An 18,075-nucleotide genomic window follows, 5' to 3' on the forward strand; every position below is an offset into this window, starting at 1 on the left:
GTTATATGACGCGCGCCACACAGCGCGATAAATTTTGCCACTACAGTTTCCAAGGTGACATCTGTAGTTGTTTGACATTAATGGAGGCCTATATGCGTCTTGATCGTTTTACTAGCAAATTCCAAGTTGCTATCTCTGATGCGCAATCTTTAGCGTTAGGGAGAGATCATCAATACATTGAGCCTGTGCATCTGATGGTGGCACTGCTTGATCAAAATGGTAGCCCAATTCGTCCCTTATTAACGATGCTTAATGTTGACGTTATGCAGCTACGTTCAAAACTGAGTGAATTACTCGACCGACTACCCAAAGTCAGTGGTATCGGTGGGGATGTACAACTTTCGACTGGCATGGGTAGCATGTTCAACCTATGTGACAAAGTCGCTCAAAAGCGCCAAGACAGCTACATCTCATCTGAAATATTCCTTTTGGCTGCACTAGAAGACAAAGGTCCATTGGGCTCCTTGTTGAAAGAAGTCGGTTTGACAGAGCAAAAAGTTGCTCAAGCAATCGAAAAGATCAGAGGCGGTCAAAAGGTGGATGCTCCAAATGCAGAAGAGTTGCGTCAGGCACTAGAGAAATTCACGATAGATCTGACTGAGCGGGCAGAGCAAGGCAAGCTTGACCCAGTGATTGGGCGTGATGATGAAATCCGCCGCACCATTCAAGTGCTACAGCGCCGTACTAAAAACAATCCAGTTATCATCGGTGAACCTGGTGTAGGTAAAACTGCCATCGTCGAGGGGCTTGCTCAACGCATCATCAACAACGAAGTACCAGAGGGACTTCGTGGACGCCGAGTCCTCTCTTTAGACATGGGGGCACTCGTCGCGGGTGCAAAATACCGAGGTGAGTTTGAAGAACGTTTGAAATCAGTCCTCAATGAGCTTTCAAAAGAAGAGGGCAATATCATCCTCTTTATTGATGAGCTGCATACCATGGTGGGTGCGGGCAAAGGTGAAGGCTCTATGGATGCGGGCAACATGTTAAAGCCTGCATTAGCCCGAGGAGAACTGCACTGTGTCGGCGCAACGACTCTTGATGAATATCGTCAATATATAGAGAAAGATCCTGCACTGGAGCGCCGCTTCCAAAAAGTGCTGGTGGATGAACCGACAGTGGAAGATACGGTGGCGATACTCCGTGGTCTGAAAGAGCGCTATGAACTTCACCACCATGTGGAGATTACCGACCCTGCGATCGTGGCAGCAGCAAGCTTGTCTCATCGATATGTATCAGATCGCCAACTGCCTGATAAAGCCATTGACCTTATTGACGAAGCGGCATCAAGTATCCGCATGCAAATCGACTCCAAGCCGGAATCGCTAGATAAGCTAGAACGAAAAATCATCCAGTTAAAGATAGAGCAGCAGGCCCTAGTAAACGAATCGGATGATGCGAGTGAAAAACGCCTGAACTCACTTAATCTAGAGCTGAGAGAGAAAGAGCGAGAGTTTGCGGAGTTAGAAGAGGTATGGAACGCTGAAAAAGCGGCCTTATCTGGTACTCAGCACATCAAGGCGGAACTTGAACAAGCGCGCATGGACATGGACTTTGCTCGTCGTGCGGGTGATTTGAATCGGATGTCAGAGCTGCAATATGGCCGTATCCCTGAACTAGAGAAGCAACTTGATCTTGCTACTCAAGCAGAAATGCAGGAGATGACGTTGCTGCGTAATAAGGTAACGGATAGCGAAATTGCGGAAGTACTCTCGAAAGCAACAGGTATTCCTGTATCCAAAATGCTAGAAGCGGAGAAAGAGAAGTTGCTGCGCATGGAAGAGGTTCTGCACAAACGAGTGATTGGCCAAAAAGAGGCGGTGGATGTTGTTGCTAACGCAATTCGTCGCAGTCGAGCGGGATTATCGGACCCAAATCGACCAATTGGTTCATTTCTATTTCTAGGACCTACAGGGGTAGGTAAGACTGAATTGTGTAAAACGCTGGCAAACTTCATGTTTGATAGTGAAGACGCCATGGTACGTATCGATATGTCAGAGTTTATGGAAAAACACTCTGTTGCAAGGCTAGTCGGTGCACCTCCAGGTTATGTTGGTTACGAAGAGGGCGGGTACTTAACTGAAGCGGTGCGAAGAAAACCATATTCAGTCATATTACTAGACGAAGTGGAGAAAGCGCATCCAGATGTGTTCAATATCTTATTGCAGGTGTTGGATGATGGCCGCTTAACGGATGGACAAGGTAGAACGGTCGATTTTCGCAATACCGTCGTGATCATGACTTCAAATCTGGGGTCTAATCGCATTCAGGAAAACTTTGCCCAATTAGATTATGAGGGCATCAAGAACGAGGTCATGGATGTTGTCAGCAAGCACTTCCGTCCAGAGTTCTTAAACCGCGTAGACGAGAGCGTCGTCTTCCATCCTTTAGGCAGAGAGCATATTAAGTCGATTGCGTCTATTCAATTAGCTCGTTTAGCAAAACGAATGGAAGAGAAAGGGTTCTTACTTGAAACAAGTGACGAGGCTCTTAATATGATAGCGCAGGTAGGCTTCGATCCTGTTTATGGTGCACGTCCACTCAAACGCGCGATTCAACAAACAGTAGAGAATCCATTAGCCAAGTCAATCTTAGGTGGAGAGATTGTGCCTGACAAAATGATTCGTTTGATTGTTGAGAATGACTCAATCTCCGCACAGCAATAGATTCATAACTTGAATTAAAGAGGGGCAAAGCGATAGTTTTGCCCCTCTTTTGCTCGATTTGTCTAATATCTGTCCACTTGGTTGCTTTGAAGATGATTTTCTAGTTTTTGCTCTTGCCAAGCTCAAATGAATCTCTATAATGCGCCTCCGTTGTCACGCAAAACCAGCGGTTTTAAGTGAATGACAAAAGGTCATAGAAGTTAATTAGATAGCTTCAAAAAATAATCCGAAAAAGTGTTTGACACTATCGGTTATTTGGCTAGAATGACCCTCCGCTTTGAGATGAACTTCACTGTTAGCCAAAGCAAGCTCTTTAAAAATATAAACCTATCAATCTGTGTGGGCACTCGTTGATGATAATCCAAAATGAAGCTTAGGCTTCAACTTAGATTTCAATGAACTGAGTGACCAATCGATACTTAGTATCGGCACAGTCAATTCATTATCGTTCTGTTGGAACGATAATAGCTTTAAAATTACATTAGTAGTTTTGAAGTCAGTATTCATTGAGTCAGTTCTTCGGAACATCAAAATCTTAAATTGAAGAGTTTGATCATGGCTCAGATTGAACGCTGGCGGCAGGCCTAACACATGCAAGTCGAGCGGCAGCGACATGATAGAAGCTTCGGTGGAAATCATGGGCGGCGAGCGGCGGACGGGTGAGTAATGCCTGGGAATATGCCTTGATGTGGGGGATAACTATTGGAAACGATAGCTAATACCGCATAATGCCTTCGGGCCAAAGAGGGGGACCTTCGGGCCTCTCGCGTCAAGATTAGCCCAGGTGGGATTAGCTAGTTGGTGAGGTAAAGGCTCACCAAGGCGACGATCCCTAGCTGGTCTGAGAGGATGATCAGCCACACTGGAACTGAGACACGGTCCAGACTCCTACGGGAGGCAGCAGTGGGGAATATTGCACAATGGGCGCAAGCCTGATGCAGCCATGCCGCGTGTGTGAAGAAGGCCTTCGGGTTGTAAAGCACTTTCAGCAGTGAGGAAGGCGGGTACGTTAATAGCGTGCTCGTTTGACGTTAGCTGCAGAAGAAGCACCGGCTAACTCCGTGCCAGCAGCCGCGGTAATACGGAGGGTGCGAGCGTTAATCGGAATTACTGGGCGTAAAGCGCATGCAGGTGGTTTGTTAAGTCAGATGTGAAAGCCCGGGGCTCAACCTCGGAACAGCATTTGAAACTGGCAGACTAGAGTACTGTAGAGGGGGGTAGAATTTCAGGTGTAGCGGTGAAATGCGTAGAGATCTGAAGGAATACCGGTGGCGAAGGCGGCCCCCTGGACAGATACTGACACTCAGATGCGAAAGCGTGGGGAGCAAACAGGATTAGATACCCTGGTAGTCCACGCCGTAAACGATGTCTACTTGGAGGTTGTGGCCTTGAGCCGTGGCTTTCGGAGCTAACGCGTTAAGTAGACCGCCTGGGGAGTACGGTCGCAAGATTAAAACTCAAATGAATTGACGGGGGCCCGCACAAGCGGTGGAGCATGTGGTTTAATTCGATGCAACGCGAAGAACCTTACCTACTCTTGACATCCAGAGAACTTTTCAGAGATGAATTGGTGCCTTCGGGAACTCTGAGACAGGTGCTGCATGGCTGTCGTCAGCTCGTGTTGTGAAATGTTGGGTTAAGTCCCGCAACGAGCGCAACCCTTATCCTTGTTTGCCAGCACTTCGGGTGGGAACTCCAGGGAGACTGCCGGTGATAAACCGGAGGAAGGTGGGGACGACGTCAAGTCATCATGGCCCTTACGAGTAGGGCTACACACGTGCTACAATGGCGCATACAGAGGGCAGCCAACTTGCGAGAGTGAGCGAATCCCAAAAAGTGCGTCGTAGTCCGGATTGGAGTCTGCAACTCGACTCCATGAAGTCGGAATCGCTAGTAATCGTGGATCAGAATGCCACGGTGAATACGTTCCCGGGCCTTGTACACACCGCCCGTCACACCATGGGAGTGGGCTGCAAAAGAAGTGGGTAGTTTAACCTTCGGGAGGACGCTCACCACTTTGTGGTTCATGACTGGGGTGAAGTCGTAACAAGGTAGCCCTAGGGGAACCTGGGGCTGGATCACCTCCTTATACGATGATTATTGCGATGAGTGTTCACACAGATTGATGGTTTATAGAATTAAAGAGATGATGTCGGGTCTGTAGCTCAGGTGGTTAGAGCGTTCGCCTGATAAGCGAGAGGTCGGTGGTTCAAGTCCACTCAGACCCACCAATTTCCTCCCAGGAGATTGGCGACGACATCACCTATTGATGGGGCTATAGCTCAGCTGGGAGAGCGCCTGCCTTGCACGCAGGAGGTCAGCAGTTCGATCCTGCTTAGCTCCACCATCTTTAAGTGTTCTTTCTTAAGAATCTTTAAAAATGGTTTCGAAAGAAATCTTGCTCTTTAACAATTTGGAAAGCTGACGAATAACAACAATCCCCATCTCTTTGAGATGCGTTGTTATTCAATTAAAAGTTCTCAAATCCTAAAACTACGGTTTTAGGTACCAACACACATTCAAGTGTTCTTGGAAGTATCGAAAGATACTTATATTTGAGTCCGGCAAAATCGAGTCTGCATCATGTATAAAAATTGCAGACAACTTTGGTTGTTTAAACAACAACTCGAAACTCCTTCGGGTTGTATGGTTAAGTGACTAAGCGTACACGGTGGATGCCTTGGCAGTCAGAGGCGATGAAAGGCGTATTAACTTGCGATAAGCTCAGATTAGATAGTAAAAATCTTTGAGTCTGAGATTCCTGAATGGGGAAACCCAGCACCATAAGGTGTTATCACTAACTGAATACATAGGTTAGTGAGGCGAACCGGGGGAACTGAAACATCTAAGTACCCCGAGGAAAAGAAATCAACCGAGATTCCGAAAGTAGCGGCGAGCGAAATTGGATTAGCCCTTAAGCTTTTAATGAGACAGGTGAAGCCTCTGGAAAGTGGCGCGATACAGGGTGATAGCCCCGTAACCGACATCTCATCATCAGTGAAATCGAGTAGGGCGGGACACGTGATATCCTGTCTGAATATGGGGGGACCATCCTCCAAGGCTAAATACTACTGACTGACCGATAGTGAACCAGTACCGTGAGGGAAAGGCGAAAAGAACCCCTGTGAGGGGAGTGAAATAGAACCTGAAACCGTGTACGTACAAGCAGTAGGAGCACCTTCGTGGTGTGACTGCGTACCTTTTGTATAATGGGTCAGCGACTTATATTCAGTAGCAAGGTTAACCATCTAGGGGAGCCGTAGAGAAATCGAGTCTTAACTGGGCGTCGAGTTGCTGGATATAGACCCGAAACCAGGTGATCTAGCCATGGGCAGGTTGAAGGTTGAGTAACATCAACTGGAGGACCGAACCGACTAATGTTGAAAAATTAGCGGATGACTTGTGGCTAGGGGTGAAAGGCCAATCAAACCTGGAGATAGCTGGTTCTCCCCGAAATCTATTTAGGTAGAGCCTCGGACGAATACCACTGGGGGTAGAGCACTGTTAAGGCTAGGGGGTCATCCCGACTTACCAACCCTTTGCAAACTCCGAATACCAGTGAGTACTATCCGGGAGACACACGGCGGGTGCTAACGTCCGTCGTGGAGAGGGAAACAACCCAGACCGCCAGCTAAGGTCCCAAAGTATAGCTAAGTGGGAAACGATGTGGGAAGGCTTAGACAGCTAGGATGTTGGCTTAGAAGCAGCCATCATTTAAAGAAAGCGTAATAGCTCACTAGTCGAGTCGGCCTGCGCGGAAGATGTAACGGGGCTAAGCTATACACCGAAGCTGCGGCAATGACTTAGGTCATTGGGTAGGGGAGCGTTCTGTAAGCCGTTGAAGGTGGACTGTAAGGTCTGCTGGAGGTATCAGAAGTGCGAATGCTGACATGAGTAACGATAAAGGGGGTGAAAAACCTCCTCGCCGGAAGACCAAGGGTTCCTGTCCAACGTTAATCGGGGCAGGGTAAGTCGACCCCTAAGGCGAGGCCGAAAGGCGTAGTCGATGGGAAACGGGTTAATATTCCCGTACTTCTTACAATTGCGATGGGGGGACGGAGAAGGCTAGGTGGGCCTGGCGACGGTTGTCCAGGTTCAAGTGCGTAGGCTTAAGAGTTAGGTAAATCCGGCTCTTTTTAAGGCTGAGACACGATGTCGAGCTACTACGGTAGTGAAGTCATTGATGCCATGCTTCCAGGAAAAGCCTCTAAGCTTCAGATTGTAAGGAATCGTACCCCAAACCGACACAGGTGGTCGGGTAGAGAATACCAAGGCGCTTGAGAGAACTCGGGTGAAGGAACTAGGCAAAATGGTACCGTAACTTCGGGAGAAGGTACGCTCCTCGCGGTGAAGTCCCTTGCGGATGGAGCTATGGGGAGTCGCAGATACCAGGTGGCTGCAACTGTTTATTAAAAACACAGCACTGTGCAAAATCGTAAGATGACGTATACGGTGTGACGCCTGCCCGGTGCCGGAAGGTTAATTGATGGGGTTAGACTTAGGTCGAAGCTCTTGATCGAAGCCCCGGTAAACGGCGGCCGTAACTATAACGGTCCTAAGGTAGCGAAATTCCTTGTCGGGTAAGTTCCGACCTGCACGAATGGCGTAATGATGGCCACGCTGTCTCCACCCGAGACTCAGTGAAATTGAAATCGCTGTGAAGATGCAGTGTACCCGCGGCTAGACGGAAAGACCCCGTGAACCTTTACTACAGCTTGGCACTGAACATTGAGCCTACATGTGTAGGATAGGTGGGAGGCTTTGAAGCAGGTACGCCAGTATCTGTGGAGCCATCCTTGAAATACCACCCTTGTATGTTTGATGTTCTAACTTAGCCCCATTATCTGGGGTGAGGACAGTGCCTGGTGGGTAGTTTGACTGGGGCGGTCTCCTCCCAAAGAGTAACGGAGGAGCACGAAGGTGGGCTAATCACGGTTGGACATCGTGAGGTTAGTGCAATGGCATAAGCCCGCTTGACTGCGAGAATGACAATTCGAGCAGGTGCGAAAGCAGGTCATAGTGATCCGGTGGTTCTGTATGGAAGGGCCATCGCTCAACGGATAAAAGGTACTCCGGGGATAACAGGCTGATACCGCCCAAGAGTTCATATCGACGGCGGTGTTTGGCACCTCGATGTCGGCTCATCACATCCTGGGGCTGAAGTCGGTCCCAAGGGTATGGCTGTTCGCCATTTAAAGTGGTACGCGAGCTGGGTTTAGAACGTCGTGAGACAGTTCGGTCCCTATCTGCCGTGGGCGTTGGAAGATTGAAGGGGGCTGCTCCTAGTACGAGAGGACCGGAGTGGACGAACCTCTGGTGTTCGGGTTGTGTCGCCAGACGCATTGCCCGGTAGCTAAGTTCGGAATCGATAACCGCTGAAAGCATCTAAGCGGGAAGCGAGCCCTGAGATGAGTCTTCCCTGGCACTTTAAGTGTCCTAAAGGGTTGTTCGAGACTAGAACGTTGATAGGCAGGGTGTGTAAGCGTTGTGAGGCGTTGAGCTAACCTGTACTAATTGCCCGTGAGGCTTAACCATACAACACCCAAGGGGTTTTGATGGACTCAAAGCAAGAATATTGAATGTGTGCACATTAACTTTTAAAAGCTTTCCGAATTAAGAATTTGCTTGGCGACCATAGCATTGTGGACCCACCTGATTCCATGCCGAACTCAGAAGTGAAACGCAATAGCGCCGATGGTAGTGTGGGGCTTCCCCATGTGAGAGTAGGACATCGCCAGGCTTTGAACATTATCTATTTGAAGCACGATTTAGATAAGACTTTAAATAGACCACTGCGGAGTGGTAGTTCAGTTGGTTAGAATACCGGCCTGTCACGCCGGGGGTCGCGGGTTCGAGTCCCGTCCACTCCGCCATTAATTCGAGAGTCGTCTCATTAAACACGAAGATAGGGGTGTAGCTCCAATTGGCAGAGCAGCGGATTCCAAATCCGCGTGTTGGGAGTTCGAATCTCTCCACCCCTGCCACACATTAAAGCCTCGTCGAACGACGGGGCTTTTTTTACATTTGTCGCTTTTTCAAAGCGAGTGTTGGGAGCAGGATCGCCAGCCCGGTCGAATCTCTCCACCCCTGCCATCTATCAAAGCCTCGTTCGAAAGAACGGGGCTTTTTTACGTTTGTATCTTTGAAAAGAGAACTTTCGTAGGGTGGATTGTTAATCTAGGTTACTCGCTAGGTTAAATGGCTCTACTCAGCTAAATGCTAAGTGTCAGGTACCTTACCCCGCTCTCATAGTCTCTTTACGAAAATACCGAAACTTTCAAGACTCATCTAAGTTTGTTATTCATTAGTGTACAGTGTCCATATGCTTATACAAATTGGTACGTAGTAACTCAAGCCAATCCTCAACAATAAGCACAGAATAGCCCCGCAGTAACGCCCCGTATGTACGACTAGACTCGTTAGTTTATCTCGTTAATAGAGATTATCTAGGTTGGCTATTGGATAGAAATGAGCACGCTACGCGCATAAAAAAACCTCGCCGAAGCGAGGTTTAATATTCTTAACGAAAAACGAATTACTTAAGCAGTGCTTCGTTGCCGTTTTCACGAATGTGCTTGATGATGCCTTTAACGCCACGAGCGCTTGAAGCAACAACATTGCCAGACTTCATGTAGTCTGTACCGCCAGCAAAGTCAGTAACGATAGCACCAGCTTCACGAGCGATTAGCTCACCAGCGGCAATGTCCCAAGGTTTTAGGCCAAGTTCAAAGAAGCCATCAACACGGCCTGCAGCTACGTAACACAGGTCAAGTGCCGCTGAACCTGTACGACGGAAGTCTGAACAGTCTACAAATAGAGAAGACAGAATCTTTAGATAAGATTCGCTGTGTTGCTTCTGCTTGAATGGGAAACCTGTTGCTAGAACAGTACCTTGAAGATCTTTAAGCTGTTTAACACGGATACGAGTGTTATTTAGTTGAGCGCCAGCACCACGTTGAGCGGTAAATAGCTCGTTACGGATTGGATCGTAAACACACGCTACCTCAGTTTTACCGTTAAGGCGTACTGCGATAGAAACAGAGAAGTGTGGCAGACCTTTTACGAAGTTAGTCGTGCCATCCAGAGGGTCGATGATCCACTGTGCATCTTTGTCTTTGCCTTCAATAAGACCGTTTTCTTCAGCAACGATAGAGTGATCAGGGTACGAGTTTTTGATCGTATCGATGATGATGGCTTCTGCTTCTTTGTCTACGTTAGTTACGAAGTCGTTCGTACCTTTTTGTGTAGATTCAATTTTGTCAGCATTTTCTAGTGATTTAGCGATATGGTTACCTGCTTTTCGTGCTGCACGAATAGCAATATTCAGCATAGGATGCATAGATATCTTCCCAACGGATGTTAAAGAACAAAAAACGTGACGAGTATATCAGTTATTTTTACAAATGGAAGTGGTTATTTTTTGCTCTTTTTGCTTGCTTTTTTAAATCAATATGACGTGCTTCTTATTAATATGCTAACATTCTGCGTCCATTCTAAAGGGGTAAACCATCGACATGTTAGACCGCGTTAAAATCGTTCTTGTAGGCACATCTCATGCAGGTAATATTGGCTCCGCAGCCAGAGCAATGAAGGTTATGGGACTATCAAACCTTGTACTTGTTGACCCCCAGTGTGAGAGAGATGGCCAGACAACGGCATTAGCTGCAGGAGCGAGTGACGTTGCGATGAACGCTGAAATTGTTGACACAGTAGAACAAGCTGTTGCTGATTGCTCGTTAGTGATTGGTACCAGTGCACGCTCAAGGACGTTAGATTGGCCAATGGTTGAGCCACGCGAGTGTGGCGAAAAATTGGTCCAAGCCCTGGCTAACAAGGATAGCGAAGGTTCTGTTGCCGTCGTCTTTGGCCGTGAGCGCACAGGGCTAACAAATGATGAGCTGCAGAAATGTCAGTACCACCTGACAATACCAGCTAACCCTGAATACAGCTCTTTGAACTTGGCGATGGCAGTACAAACCGTTTCTTACGAAATTCGTATGGCATATTTGGCAATGGAGCAGAGTCAATACGCACCAGCACAGCAAACGGAATACCCTCGCTATGAACAGTTAGAACAATTCTATTCACACCTTGAAAAAGTCCTGTACGATACCCACTTTATTGAGAAGGATAAGCCGCAGAAGGTGATGGACAAATTGCGTCGCCTGTTTACTCGCGCGCGTCCTGAATCTCAAGAGCTGAACATTCTTCGTGGTGTACTTACTGCGATAGAGAAAACAAATAATTTGAAATAGTTAGGTTCTAAAAAATACCTGACTATTTTAGTCAAATAAATACTTGACCATTTTAGTCAGGTATGAAAAACTCCTTACCACATAAACAGTGTGGAAAGGATGAATTATGAGATTAACATCGAAAGGACGATATGCAGTGACAGCCATGCTCGATGTGGCTCTTCATTCACAGCAGAACCCCGTTCCTTTGGCTGATATTTCAGAGCGACAAGGGATTTCGCTTTCGTATCTTGAACAGCTTTTTTCTAAGTTGAGAAAAGCCGGTCTTGTCGCGAGTGTAAGAGGCCCTGGCGGTGGTTACCGTTTGGGAGCTGAAGCAAATACAATATCAATTGGTACCGTGATCTCTGCTGTTGATGAGTCCGTAGATGCGACTAAATGCAACGGTAAAGGTGATTGTCAGGGCGGAACTCGCTGCCTGACACATACGTTATGGCGTGACCTGAGTGCACGAATCTCAGATTTCCTCAATAACATCACATTGGGCCAATTGATGAAGGACAACGAAGTCCTAGAGATCTCTGATAAGCAAGATATCGATCTTGCGCTAAATCATAGCCTTACACACAGTGGCTCGAGCTTATCTTCAATTGGCGTTGACGTTCGCTCATAGTGGCAAGGTATTACACTGGAGAAAATAATGAAACTGCCTATTTATCTTGATTACTCAGCAACTTGCCCAGTCGATCCGCGAGTTGCAGAAAAAATGGTTCAGTACATGACTATGGACGGGACGTTTGGTAACCCTGCGTCACGTTCACACCGTTATGGTTGGCAAGCGGAAGAAGCGGTGGACACTGCTCGAGAGCAAATTGCTGACCTATTAAATGCAGACCCACGTGAGATTGTTTTCACCTCGGGTGCAACAGAGTCAGACAACCTAGCGATCAAGGGTGCAGCACACTTCTACTCAAAGAAAGGCAAGCACGTTATTACGGTCAAAACTGAGCACAAAGCGGTTTTGGACCCATGTCGTCAACTTGAGCGTGAAGGTTTTGAAGTCACTTACCTTGAGCCAGAATCAAATGGTATTGTCGACTTAAACAAACTTGAAGCAGCAATGCGTGAAGACACAGTATTGGTGTCTATCATGCACGTTAATAACGAAATTGGTGTGGTTCAAGACATCGCATCTATCGGAGAGCTTTGCCGCTCACGTAAGATTATTTTCCATGTCGATGCTGCTCAGTCAGCAGGTAAGTTGCCAATCGATGTGCAAGAAATGAAAGTGGATCTGATTTCACTATCGGCGCACAAGGCATACGGTCCAAAAGGTATCGGTGCACTTTACGTACGTCGTAAGCCTCGTATTCGTCTTGAGGCTCAGATGCACGGTGGCGGCCACGAGCGTGGTTTCCGTTCAGGTACGTTACCTACGCACCAAATCGTTGGTATGGGTGAAGCTTTCCGCGTCGCTAAAGAAGACATGCAAAAAGATTACGACCACGCAATGGCGCTACGTAATCGCTTGCTAGACGGTGTGAAAGATCTTGAGGCCGTAACAGTAAATGGTGATTTAGACCAACGCGTACCGCACAACTTGAACGTAAGTTTTGCCTTTGTTGAAGGTGAGTCATTGCTCATGTCTCTTAAAGACCTAGCAGTGTCATCAGGCAGTGCATGTACGTCTGCAAGCTTGGAGCCTTCTTACGTATTACGTGCATTAGGCCTAGATGATGAGCTTGCGCACAGCTCAGTTCGTTTCTCTTTTGGTCGCTTTACGACAGAAGAAGAGGTGGACTATGCAATTGAACAAATTCGTACTGCAGTAACTAAACTGCGCGACATGTCTCCTCTATGGGATATGTACAAAGAAGGGATTGATTTGAGCACCGTTGAGTGGGCACACCACTAATCAACGTACTCATCATTCCAATGGATTGATATAGAGGATTCGAGGTAAATTATTATGGCATATAGCGAAAAAGTAATTGATCACTATGAAAACCCACGTAACGTAGGCTCTTTCGATAAAGAAGATCCAAATGTGGGTAGTGGTATGGTTGGTGCACCTGCATGTGGTGACGTGATGAAACTTCAGATCAAAGTAACACCAGAAGGTATTATTGAAGATGCGAAGTTCAAAACGTACGGCTGTGGCAGTGCTATCGCTTCTAGCTCACTGGTTACAGAGTGGGTTAAAGGTAAGTCAATCGATGAAGCGGCAGCAATTAAAAACGCTGAAATTGCAGAAGAGCTTGAGCTTCCACCAGTAAAAGTTCACTGCTCTATTCTTGCTGAAGATGCAATCAAGGCAGCTGTTGCTGATTACAAAAAAAAGCACGACCAATAATCAAGTGGCGAGCGCCAAGCTCGCCAGAAGAAATTTAAACTGAAAACCAGGGTGTAGTATGGCCATTTCATTAACAGAATCCGCAGCAGACCGAGTGAGATCTTTCCTAGATAATCGAGGCAAAGGTATTGGTCTTCGTTTAGGTGTTAAAACCACGGGTTGTTCGGGTATGGCTTACGTACTTGAGTTCGTTGACGAACTCAATGAAGAAGACGAAGTCTTTGAGCACGCTGGTGTGAAAGTGATTATTGATCAAAAGAGTTTGGTTTACCTTGATGGCACAGAGCTTGACTATGTTAAGCAAGGCTTGAATGAAGGCTTTGAGTTTAACAACCCTAACGCCAAAGGCGAGTGTGGTTGTGGTGAGAGCTTTAACGTCTAGTGTATGACTATAGTGAGGGCATAGCCCTCGCTGTTCAAAGACCAAGGATTGAACTCTGTATGAACTACTTTGAATTATTTGGGCTACCAAACCAGTTTGATCTGGATGGTAGCCTTCTTTCTTCTCAATTCCGCGAATTACAAAAACGATTTCACCCTGACAACTTTGCCAGCGCTTCCGAACGAGATCGTTTGATGGCTGTCCAAAAAGCATCAGAAATCAATGATGCCTATCAAACACTGAAGCAGCCCATTTCTAGAGCGGAGTACATTTTGTCTCTCAATGATATCGAATTGAGAGGAGAGCAGCAGACTCTGCAAGATCCAATGTTTTTAATGGAACAAATGGAATTGCGTGAAGAGTTGGAGCATATTTCAGCTAGCCCAGATGGCGCTGACGACTTATTCGACTTTGACCGTAAAGTCAGCAAAATGTACAAACAGCATTTATCACAGCTTGAAGAGCGATTGGATGCTCAGTTGTGGGGTGATGTTGCCGACACTGTGCGTAAGCTAAAATTTATCGCAAAGCTCAAATTAGAAATTGAACGAGTAGAAGATCACCTACTCGACTAGTTACAAAGGACCTCCAATGGCATTACTTCAAATAGCAGAGCCAGGCCAGAGCTCGGCGCCGCATGAACATAAGTTAGCGGCAGGTATTGATCTCGGTACCACAAACTCATTGGTAGCTTCTGTCCGCAGCGGTAGCGCGATAACCCTAAAGGACTCTGAAGGCAGAAGTATTCTTCCTTCTATCGTTAATTATTCTGGTGAAACACCAGATATCGGTTACTTGGCAAAAAGCCAAGCAGAGACCGACCCGTCAAACACCATCATTTCGGTTAAGCGCCTGATTGGTCGCTCGTTGGCAGATATCAATCAGCGTTACCCTTCTTTGCCTTACCAGTTTAAAGCCAGTGACAATGGCTTGCCAGTACTGATGACGGCAGCGGGTGATAAGAACCCAATTGAAGTATCTGCAGATATTCTAAAGGCCCTTGGTCAACGGGCAGAAGAAACCCTAGGTGGTGAATTAGCTGGCGTCGTGATTACGGTACCTGCTTATTTTGATGATGCTCAGAGAGCAGGCACGAAAGACGCTGCGAAACTTGCTGGTCTGCATGTGCTGCGCCTTTTGAATGAGCCAACGGCGGCAGCGATTGCTTATGGCCTCGATTCTGGTCAAGAGGGCACGATTGCTGTTTATGACCTTGGTGGCGGTACTTTCGATATCTCAATTTTGCGCCTATCAAAGGGGGTGTTTGAGGTGTTGGCTACCGGTGGTGATTCTGCATTAGGTGGTGACGATTTTGACCATTTGCTAGCCGAGTACCTTATTGAACAGTCTGGCATTGCGACACCGCTGACTCCTGAACAAAACCGCGTTGTCCTAAACGTTGCGACTACAACAAAGATTGCATTTTCACAGCAAGAGGTTGTAGATGTCGAGCTACTAGGCTGGCATGGGCAAGTTTCCAGAGAGGAGTTTGAGTCTCTAATTCGCCCTCTCGTTAAGAAAACACTGATGTCATGTCGTCGTGCGTTGAAAGATGCTGATGTAGAGGTCGATGACGTACTAGAAGTTGTCATGGTCGGCGGCTCTACCCGCACAGGTCTCGTGCGTGAAATGGTGGGTGACTTCTTTGAAAAAACACCTCTTACGAGTATCAACCCAGATGAAGTGGTTGCGATTGGGGCTGGTATTCAAGCCGATATTCTGGCGGGTAACAAACCTGATTCAGAGATGTTACTTTTGGACGTTATCCCGCTCTCTCTGGGCATTGAAACCATGGGTGGGTTGGTTGAAAAAATCGTGCCGCGTAATACGACCATCCCTGTGGCGAGAGCTCAGGAGTTCACAACCTTTAAAGATGGCCAAACTGCGATGTCTGTGCATGTTGTGCAGGGTGAGAGAGAGATGGTCGATGACTGTCGTTCTCTGGCACGTTTCTCATTGAAAGGTATTCCTCCAATGGCTGCGGGTGCAGCACATATTCGTGTGACTTACCAAATCGACGCCGATGGGCTTTTGTCTGTAACCGCAATGGAGAAGAGCACCGGCGTTCAATCTGAAATTCAGGTTAAGCCATCCTATGGACTCAGTGACAACGAAGTAGCAAACATGCTGCGAGACTCGATGACGCATGCAAAACAAGATATGGATGCTCGCGCCCTTGCAGAGCAACGTGTCGAAGCTGACCGTGTTATCGAGGGTTTGGTTGCTGCGCTGCAGGCTGATGGTGACGAGCTATTGTCTGAACAAGAGCAACAAAGCCTCCTAAAAGTGATTGAACAACTAATTGACCTGCGCAACGGCGACAATACAGATGCGATTGAGCAGGGAATTAAAGATACAGACAAAGCGAGCCAAGAATTCGCTTCGCGTCGAATGGACAAGTCGATTCGAGCTGCCCTTTCCGGTCAGTCAGTTGACGATATTTAAGAGACAAACATTATGCCTAAGATTATTGTTTTACCACACGAAGATCTGTGCCCTGAAGGCGCTGTTTTAGAAGCGAGTACAGGTGAGACGGTTCTGGATGTTGCACTAAAAAATGGTATCGGTATCGAACACGCCTGTGAAAAGTCTTGCGCCTGTACAACGTGTCACGTCATTGTTCGTGAAGGTTTCGACTCCCTAGAAGAGAGTGAAGAGCTTGAAGATGACATGTTAGACAAAGCTTGGGGGCTGGAGCCAGAATCTCGTCTGGGTTGCCAAGCGAAAATAGCGGATGAAGACTTAGTGGTAGAGATCCCTAAATACACGCTTAACCATGCATCAGAAGATCATTAATTAAAGCGAACAGTTCACCAGTGAATCAATGAGTGAAGGAAGATGATATGAAATGGACAGATTCTCGCGATATTGCAATAGAGCTTTGCGATCAGTTTCCAGATACGGACCCCAAAACAGTCAGGTTTACCGATCTGCGCCAGTGGATTATGGAACTTGAGGAGTTTGAGGATGATCCGAATCACTGCAATGAAAAAATCCTCGAAGCGGTCATTCTGTGCTGGATGGACGAATACGATTAGAAATAGAGCGTTAAACCGCAAAAGCGAGCCTTAGGGCTCGCTTTTTTTATCTAATTGACACTTAAGCCGTACATAATGCTAACATCCCAAGACAAAACAAAGATAGCAGCTCTCTGAGGCTGCAAGACAAGGAGAGACTATGTCTAACCAGATGTTAGTGCATTTAAGCCAATCGCCAGCTGCGGAGCAGTGGGGCGATAAAGCGATCATTTCATTCAATGAAAATGGAACCATCATCCATCAGGATCAAAATCACGATCTCGGCGTTATTCAACGTGCCGCACGCAAGCTCGACAGCCAAGGCATCCGCTCAGTATCACTGCAAGGTGAAGGTTGGGACTTAGAGTCAGTTTGGGCATTTCATCAAGGTTACTCTAACCCTAAGAAAACCAACGCACTTGAATGGCAACCGCTGGGCGATGATGAACAACATGAATTGGAAGCTCGAATCAATGCTGCGGCGTTTGTTCGCGACATCATCAATAAGCCTGCTGAGGAAGTCGCACCGCGCCAATTAGCAACGATGGCGGCAGAGTACATCAAGTCGGTTGCACCGAAAGGTACGGTGACTGCCAAGATTGTTAAAGATAAAGACCTATTGGTTGAAGGTTGGCAGGGTATTTACGCGGTAGGTCGTGGCTCTGAGCGCACTTCTGCGATGCTGCAGCTCGATTTCAACCCAACAGGTGACGAGAATGCGCCTGTATTTGCGTGTCTTGTAGGTAAAGGTATTACCTTTGATTCAGGTGGTTACAGCATTAAGCCATCTAACTTTATGACGGCGATGAAGGCCGACATGGGTGGGGCAGGTACGATTACAGGCGGCCTTGGTCTTGCGATTCAGCGCGGGTTAAACAAGCGCGTGAAGCTGATACTATGTTGTGCAGAGAATATGATTTCTGGTCGAGCGCTTAAGCTAGGTGACATCATTACCTATAAAAACGGTAAAACAGTCGAGATCATGAATACGGATGCGGAAGGGCGTCTAGTACTGGCTGATGGCCTTCTTTATGCTAGCGAGCAAAACCCAGAGCTTATCATCGACTGCGCGACACTCACTGGCGCCGCTAAGAATGCATTGGGGAATGACTATCACGCATTAATGAGCTTTGATGATGAGCTTTCACATCAAGCGCTAACCGCTGCGCGTGAAGAGAAAGAGGGGCTTTGGCCACTGCCATTAGCAGATTTCCATCGTGGTATGCTGCCTTCTAATTTTGCTGACCTATCCAATATCAGCAGCGGCGATTACGTACCGGGAGCGAGTACAGCAGCGGCATTCTTGTCGTATTTTGTCGAAGATTACAAAAATGGTTGGTTGCATTTTGATTGCGCAGCAACTTACCGTAAGTCAGCAACAGATAAATGGTCTGCCGGCGCGACGGGTGTAGGTGTACGCACGCTTGCACGCGTATTGACTGACGCAGCAAAATAACAGAGA

General features: G+C 47.2%; 12 protein-coding genes, 4 tRNA genes and 3 rRNA genes. 18 read left to right on the top strand and 1 reads right to left on the bottom strand.

Annotation, left to right across the window (positions count from 1 at the left end):
* Nucleotides 1–92 precede the first annotated feature (92 nt).
* The 8 genes from clpB (at nucleotide 93) to GT360_RS03120 (ending at nucleotide 8,650) form a co-directional block, all read left to right on the top strand.
* Nucleotides 93–2,666 carry an ATP-dependent chaperone ClpB gene (clpB, locus tag GT360_RS03085; protein ID WP_164647459.1) on the top strand — a complete coding sequence of 858 codons (2,574 nt, stop codon included), beginning with the start codon at nucleotides 93–95 and terminating at the stop codon, nucleotides 2,664–2,666.
* Nucleotides 2,667–3,203: 537 nt separating this feature from the next.
* A 16S ribosomal RNA gene (locus tag GT360_RS03090) occupies nucleotides 3,204–4,755 on the top strand.
* 65 nt (nucleotides 4,756–4,820) lie between these two features.
* Nucleotides 4,821–4,897, top strand: a tRNA-Ile gene (locus GT360_RS03095).
* Nucleotides 4,898–4,937: 40 nt separating this feature from the next.
* A tRNA-Ala gene (locus GT360_RS03100) sits at nucleotides 4,938–5,013 on the top strand.
* 301 nt (nucleotides 5,014–5,314) lie between these two features.
* Nucleotides 5,315–8,201: ribosomal RNA gene (locus GT360_RS03105) — 23S ribosomal RNA — on the top strand.
* A gap of 89 nt (nucleotides 8,202–8,290) precedes the next feature.
* Nucleotides 8,291–8,406 (top strand): 5S ribosomal RNA (rrf, locus tag GT360_RS03110).
* The 16S, 23S and 5S rRNA genes sit together here with 4 tRNA genes alongside, the layout of an rRNA operon.
* 56 nt (nucleotides 8,407–8,462) lie before the next feature.
* Nucleotides 8,463–8,539 (top strand) — tRNA-Asp (locus GT360_RS03115).
* Between the two features lie 34 nt (nucleotides 8,540–8,573).
* Nucleotides 8,574–8,650 (top strand) — tRNA-Trp (locus GT360_RS03120).
* Between the two features lie 551 nt (nucleotides 8,651–9,201).
* On the opposite strand, the gene suhB is transcribed toward GT360_RS03120, so the two are convergent.
* Nucleotides 9,202–10,005, bottom strand: coding sequence for an inositol-1-monophosphatase (gene suhB / locus GT360_RS03125; protein WP_164647460.1), 804 nt, complete (start codon nucleotides 10,003–10,005; stop codon nucleotides 9,202–9,204).
* Between the two features lie 175 nt (nucleotides 10,006–10,180).
* Between suhB and trmJ the strand changes: the two genes are divergently transcribed.
* From trmJ to pepB, 10 genes are all read left to right on the top strand, one after another.
* Nucleotides 10,181–10,921, top strand: coding sequence for a tRNA (cytosine(32)/uridine(32)-2'-O)-methyltransferase TrmJ (gene trmJ, locus GT360_RS03130; protein WP_164647461.1), 741 nt, complete (start codon nucleotides 10,181–10,183; stop codon nucleotides 10,919–10,921).
* 106 nt (nucleotides 10,922–11,027) lie between these two features.
* A complete protein-coding gene (iscR, locus tag GT360_RS03135; protein WP_164647462.1) occupies nucleotides 11,028–11,534 on the top strand; it encodes a Fe-S cluster assembly transcriptional regulator IscR in 507 nt (168 codons plus the stop codon).
* 27 nt (nucleotides 11,535–11,561) lie between these two features.
* Nucleotides 11,562–12,776 carry an IscS subfamily cysteine desulfurase gene (locus GT360_RS03140; protein WP_164647463.1) on the top strand — a complete coding sequence of 405 codons (1,215 nt, stop codon included), beginning with the start codon at nucleotides 11,562–11,564 and terminating at the stop codon, nucleotides 12,774–12,776.
* A gap of 54 nt (nucleotides 12,777–12,830) precedes the next feature.
* A complete protein-coding gene (gene iscU, locus GT360_RS03145; RefSeq protein WP_164647464.1) occupies nucleotides 12,831–13,214 on the top strand; it encodes a Fe-S cluster assembly scaffold IscU in 384 nt (127 codons plus the stop codon).
* Nucleotides 13,215–13,272: 58 nt separating this feature from the next.
* A complete protein-coding gene (gene iscA, locus GT360_RS03150) occupies nucleotides 13,273–13,596 on the top strand; it encodes an iron-sulfur cluster assembly protein IscA (protein ID WP_164647465.1) in 324 nt (107 codons plus the stop codon).
* A gap of 59 nt (nucleotides 13,597–13,655) precedes the next feature.
* On the top strand, nucleotides 13,656–14,171 hold the full coding sequence (gene hscB / locus GT360_RS03155; protein WP_164647466.1) for a co-chaperone HscB: 516 nt from the start codon (nucleotides 13,656–13,658) through the stop codon (nucleotides 14,169–14,171).
* Nucleotides 14,172–14,187: 16 nt separating this feature from the next.
* Entirely contained in the window at nucleotides 14,188–16,041 is a 1,854-nt protein-coding gene (gene hscA / locus GT360_RS03160; RefSeq protein ID WP_164647467.1) for a Fe-S protein assembly chaperone HscA, read from the top strand.
* Nucleotides 16,042–16,053: 12 nt separating this feature from the next.
* Entirely contained in the window at nucleotides 16,054–16,392 is a 339-nt protein-coding gene (gene fdx, locus GT360_RS03165; protein WP_164647468.1) for an ISC system 2Fe-2S type ferredoxin, read from the top strand.
* Nucleotides 16,393–16,439: 47 nt separating this feature from the next.
* Complete coding sequence (gene iscX / locus GT360_RS03170; RefSeq protein WP_164647469.1) at nucleotides 16,440–16,634, top strand: Fe-S cluster assembly protein IscX; 195 nt, start codon at nucleotides 16,440–16,442, stop codon at nucleotides 16,632–16,634.
* A 139-nt stretch (nucleotides 16,635–16,773) separates the two neighbouring features.
* Nucleotides 16,774–18,069 (top strand): aminopeptidase PepB, encoded by a 1,296-nt coding sequence (gene pepB / locus GT360_RS03175; protein WP_164647470.1) that lies wholly within the window; start codon nucleotides 16,774–16,776, stop codon nucleotides 18,067–18,069.
* Nucleotides 18,070–18,075: the final 6 nt, after the last annotated feature.

It is taken from the genome of Vibrio astriarenae (assembly GCF_010587385.1).
GTDB classification, from domain to species: domain Bacteria; phylum Pseudomonadota; class Gammaproteobacteria; order Enterobacterales; family Vibrionaceae; genus Vibrio; species Vibrio astriarenae.

What these genes read in the sequence shown, in the direction of transcription:
- clpB (WP_164647459.1), top strand. Translation starts at nt 93, where the DNA reads ATGCGTCTTGATCGTTTTACTAGCAAATTCCAAGTTGCTATCTCTGAT.
- suhB (WP_164647460.1), bottom strand. Translation starts at nt 10,005, where the DNA reads ATGCATCCTATGCTGAATATTGCTATTCGTGCAGCACGAAAAGCAGGT.
- trmJ (WP_164647461.1), top strand. Translation starts at nt 10,181, where the DNA reads ATGTTAGACCGCGTTAAAATCGTTCTTGTAGGCACATCTCATGCAGGT.
- iscR (WP_164647462.1), top strand. Translation starts at nt 11,028, where the DNA reads ATGAGATTAACATCGAAAGGACGATATGCAGTGACAGCCATGCTCGAT.
- GT360_RS03140 (WP_164647463.1), top strand. Translation starts at nt 11,562, where the DNA reads ATGAAACTGCCTATTTATCTTGATTACTCAGCAACTTGCCCAGTCGAT.
- iscU (WP_164647464.1), top strand. Translation starts at nt 12,831, where the DNA reads ATGGCATATAGCGAAAAAGTAATTGATCACTATGAAAACCCACGTAAC.
- iscA (WP_164647465.1), top strand. Translation starts at nt 13,273, where the DNA reads ATGGCCATTTCATTAACAGAATCCGCAGCAGACCGAGTGAGATCTTTC.
- hscB (WP_164647466.1), top strand. Translation starts at nt 13,656, where the DNA reads ATGAACTACTTTGAATTATTTGGGCTACCAAACCAGTTTGATCTGGAT.
- hscA (WP_164647467.1), top strand. Translation starts at nt 14,188, where the DNA reads ATGGCATTACTTCAAATAGCAGAGCCAGGCCAGAGCTCGGCGCCGCAT.
- fdx (WP_164647468.1), top strand. Translation starts at nt 16,054, where the DNA reads ATGCCTAAGATTATTGTTTTACCACACGAAGATCTGTGCCCTGAAGGC.
- iscX (WP_164647469.1), top strand. Translation starts at nt 16,440, where the DNA reads ATGAAATGGACAGATTCTCGCGATATTGCAATAGAGCTTTGCGATCAG.
- pepB (WP_164647470.1), top strand. Translation starts at nt 16,774, where the DNA reads ATGTCTAACCAGATGTTAGTGCATTTAAGCCAATCGCCAGCTGCGGAG.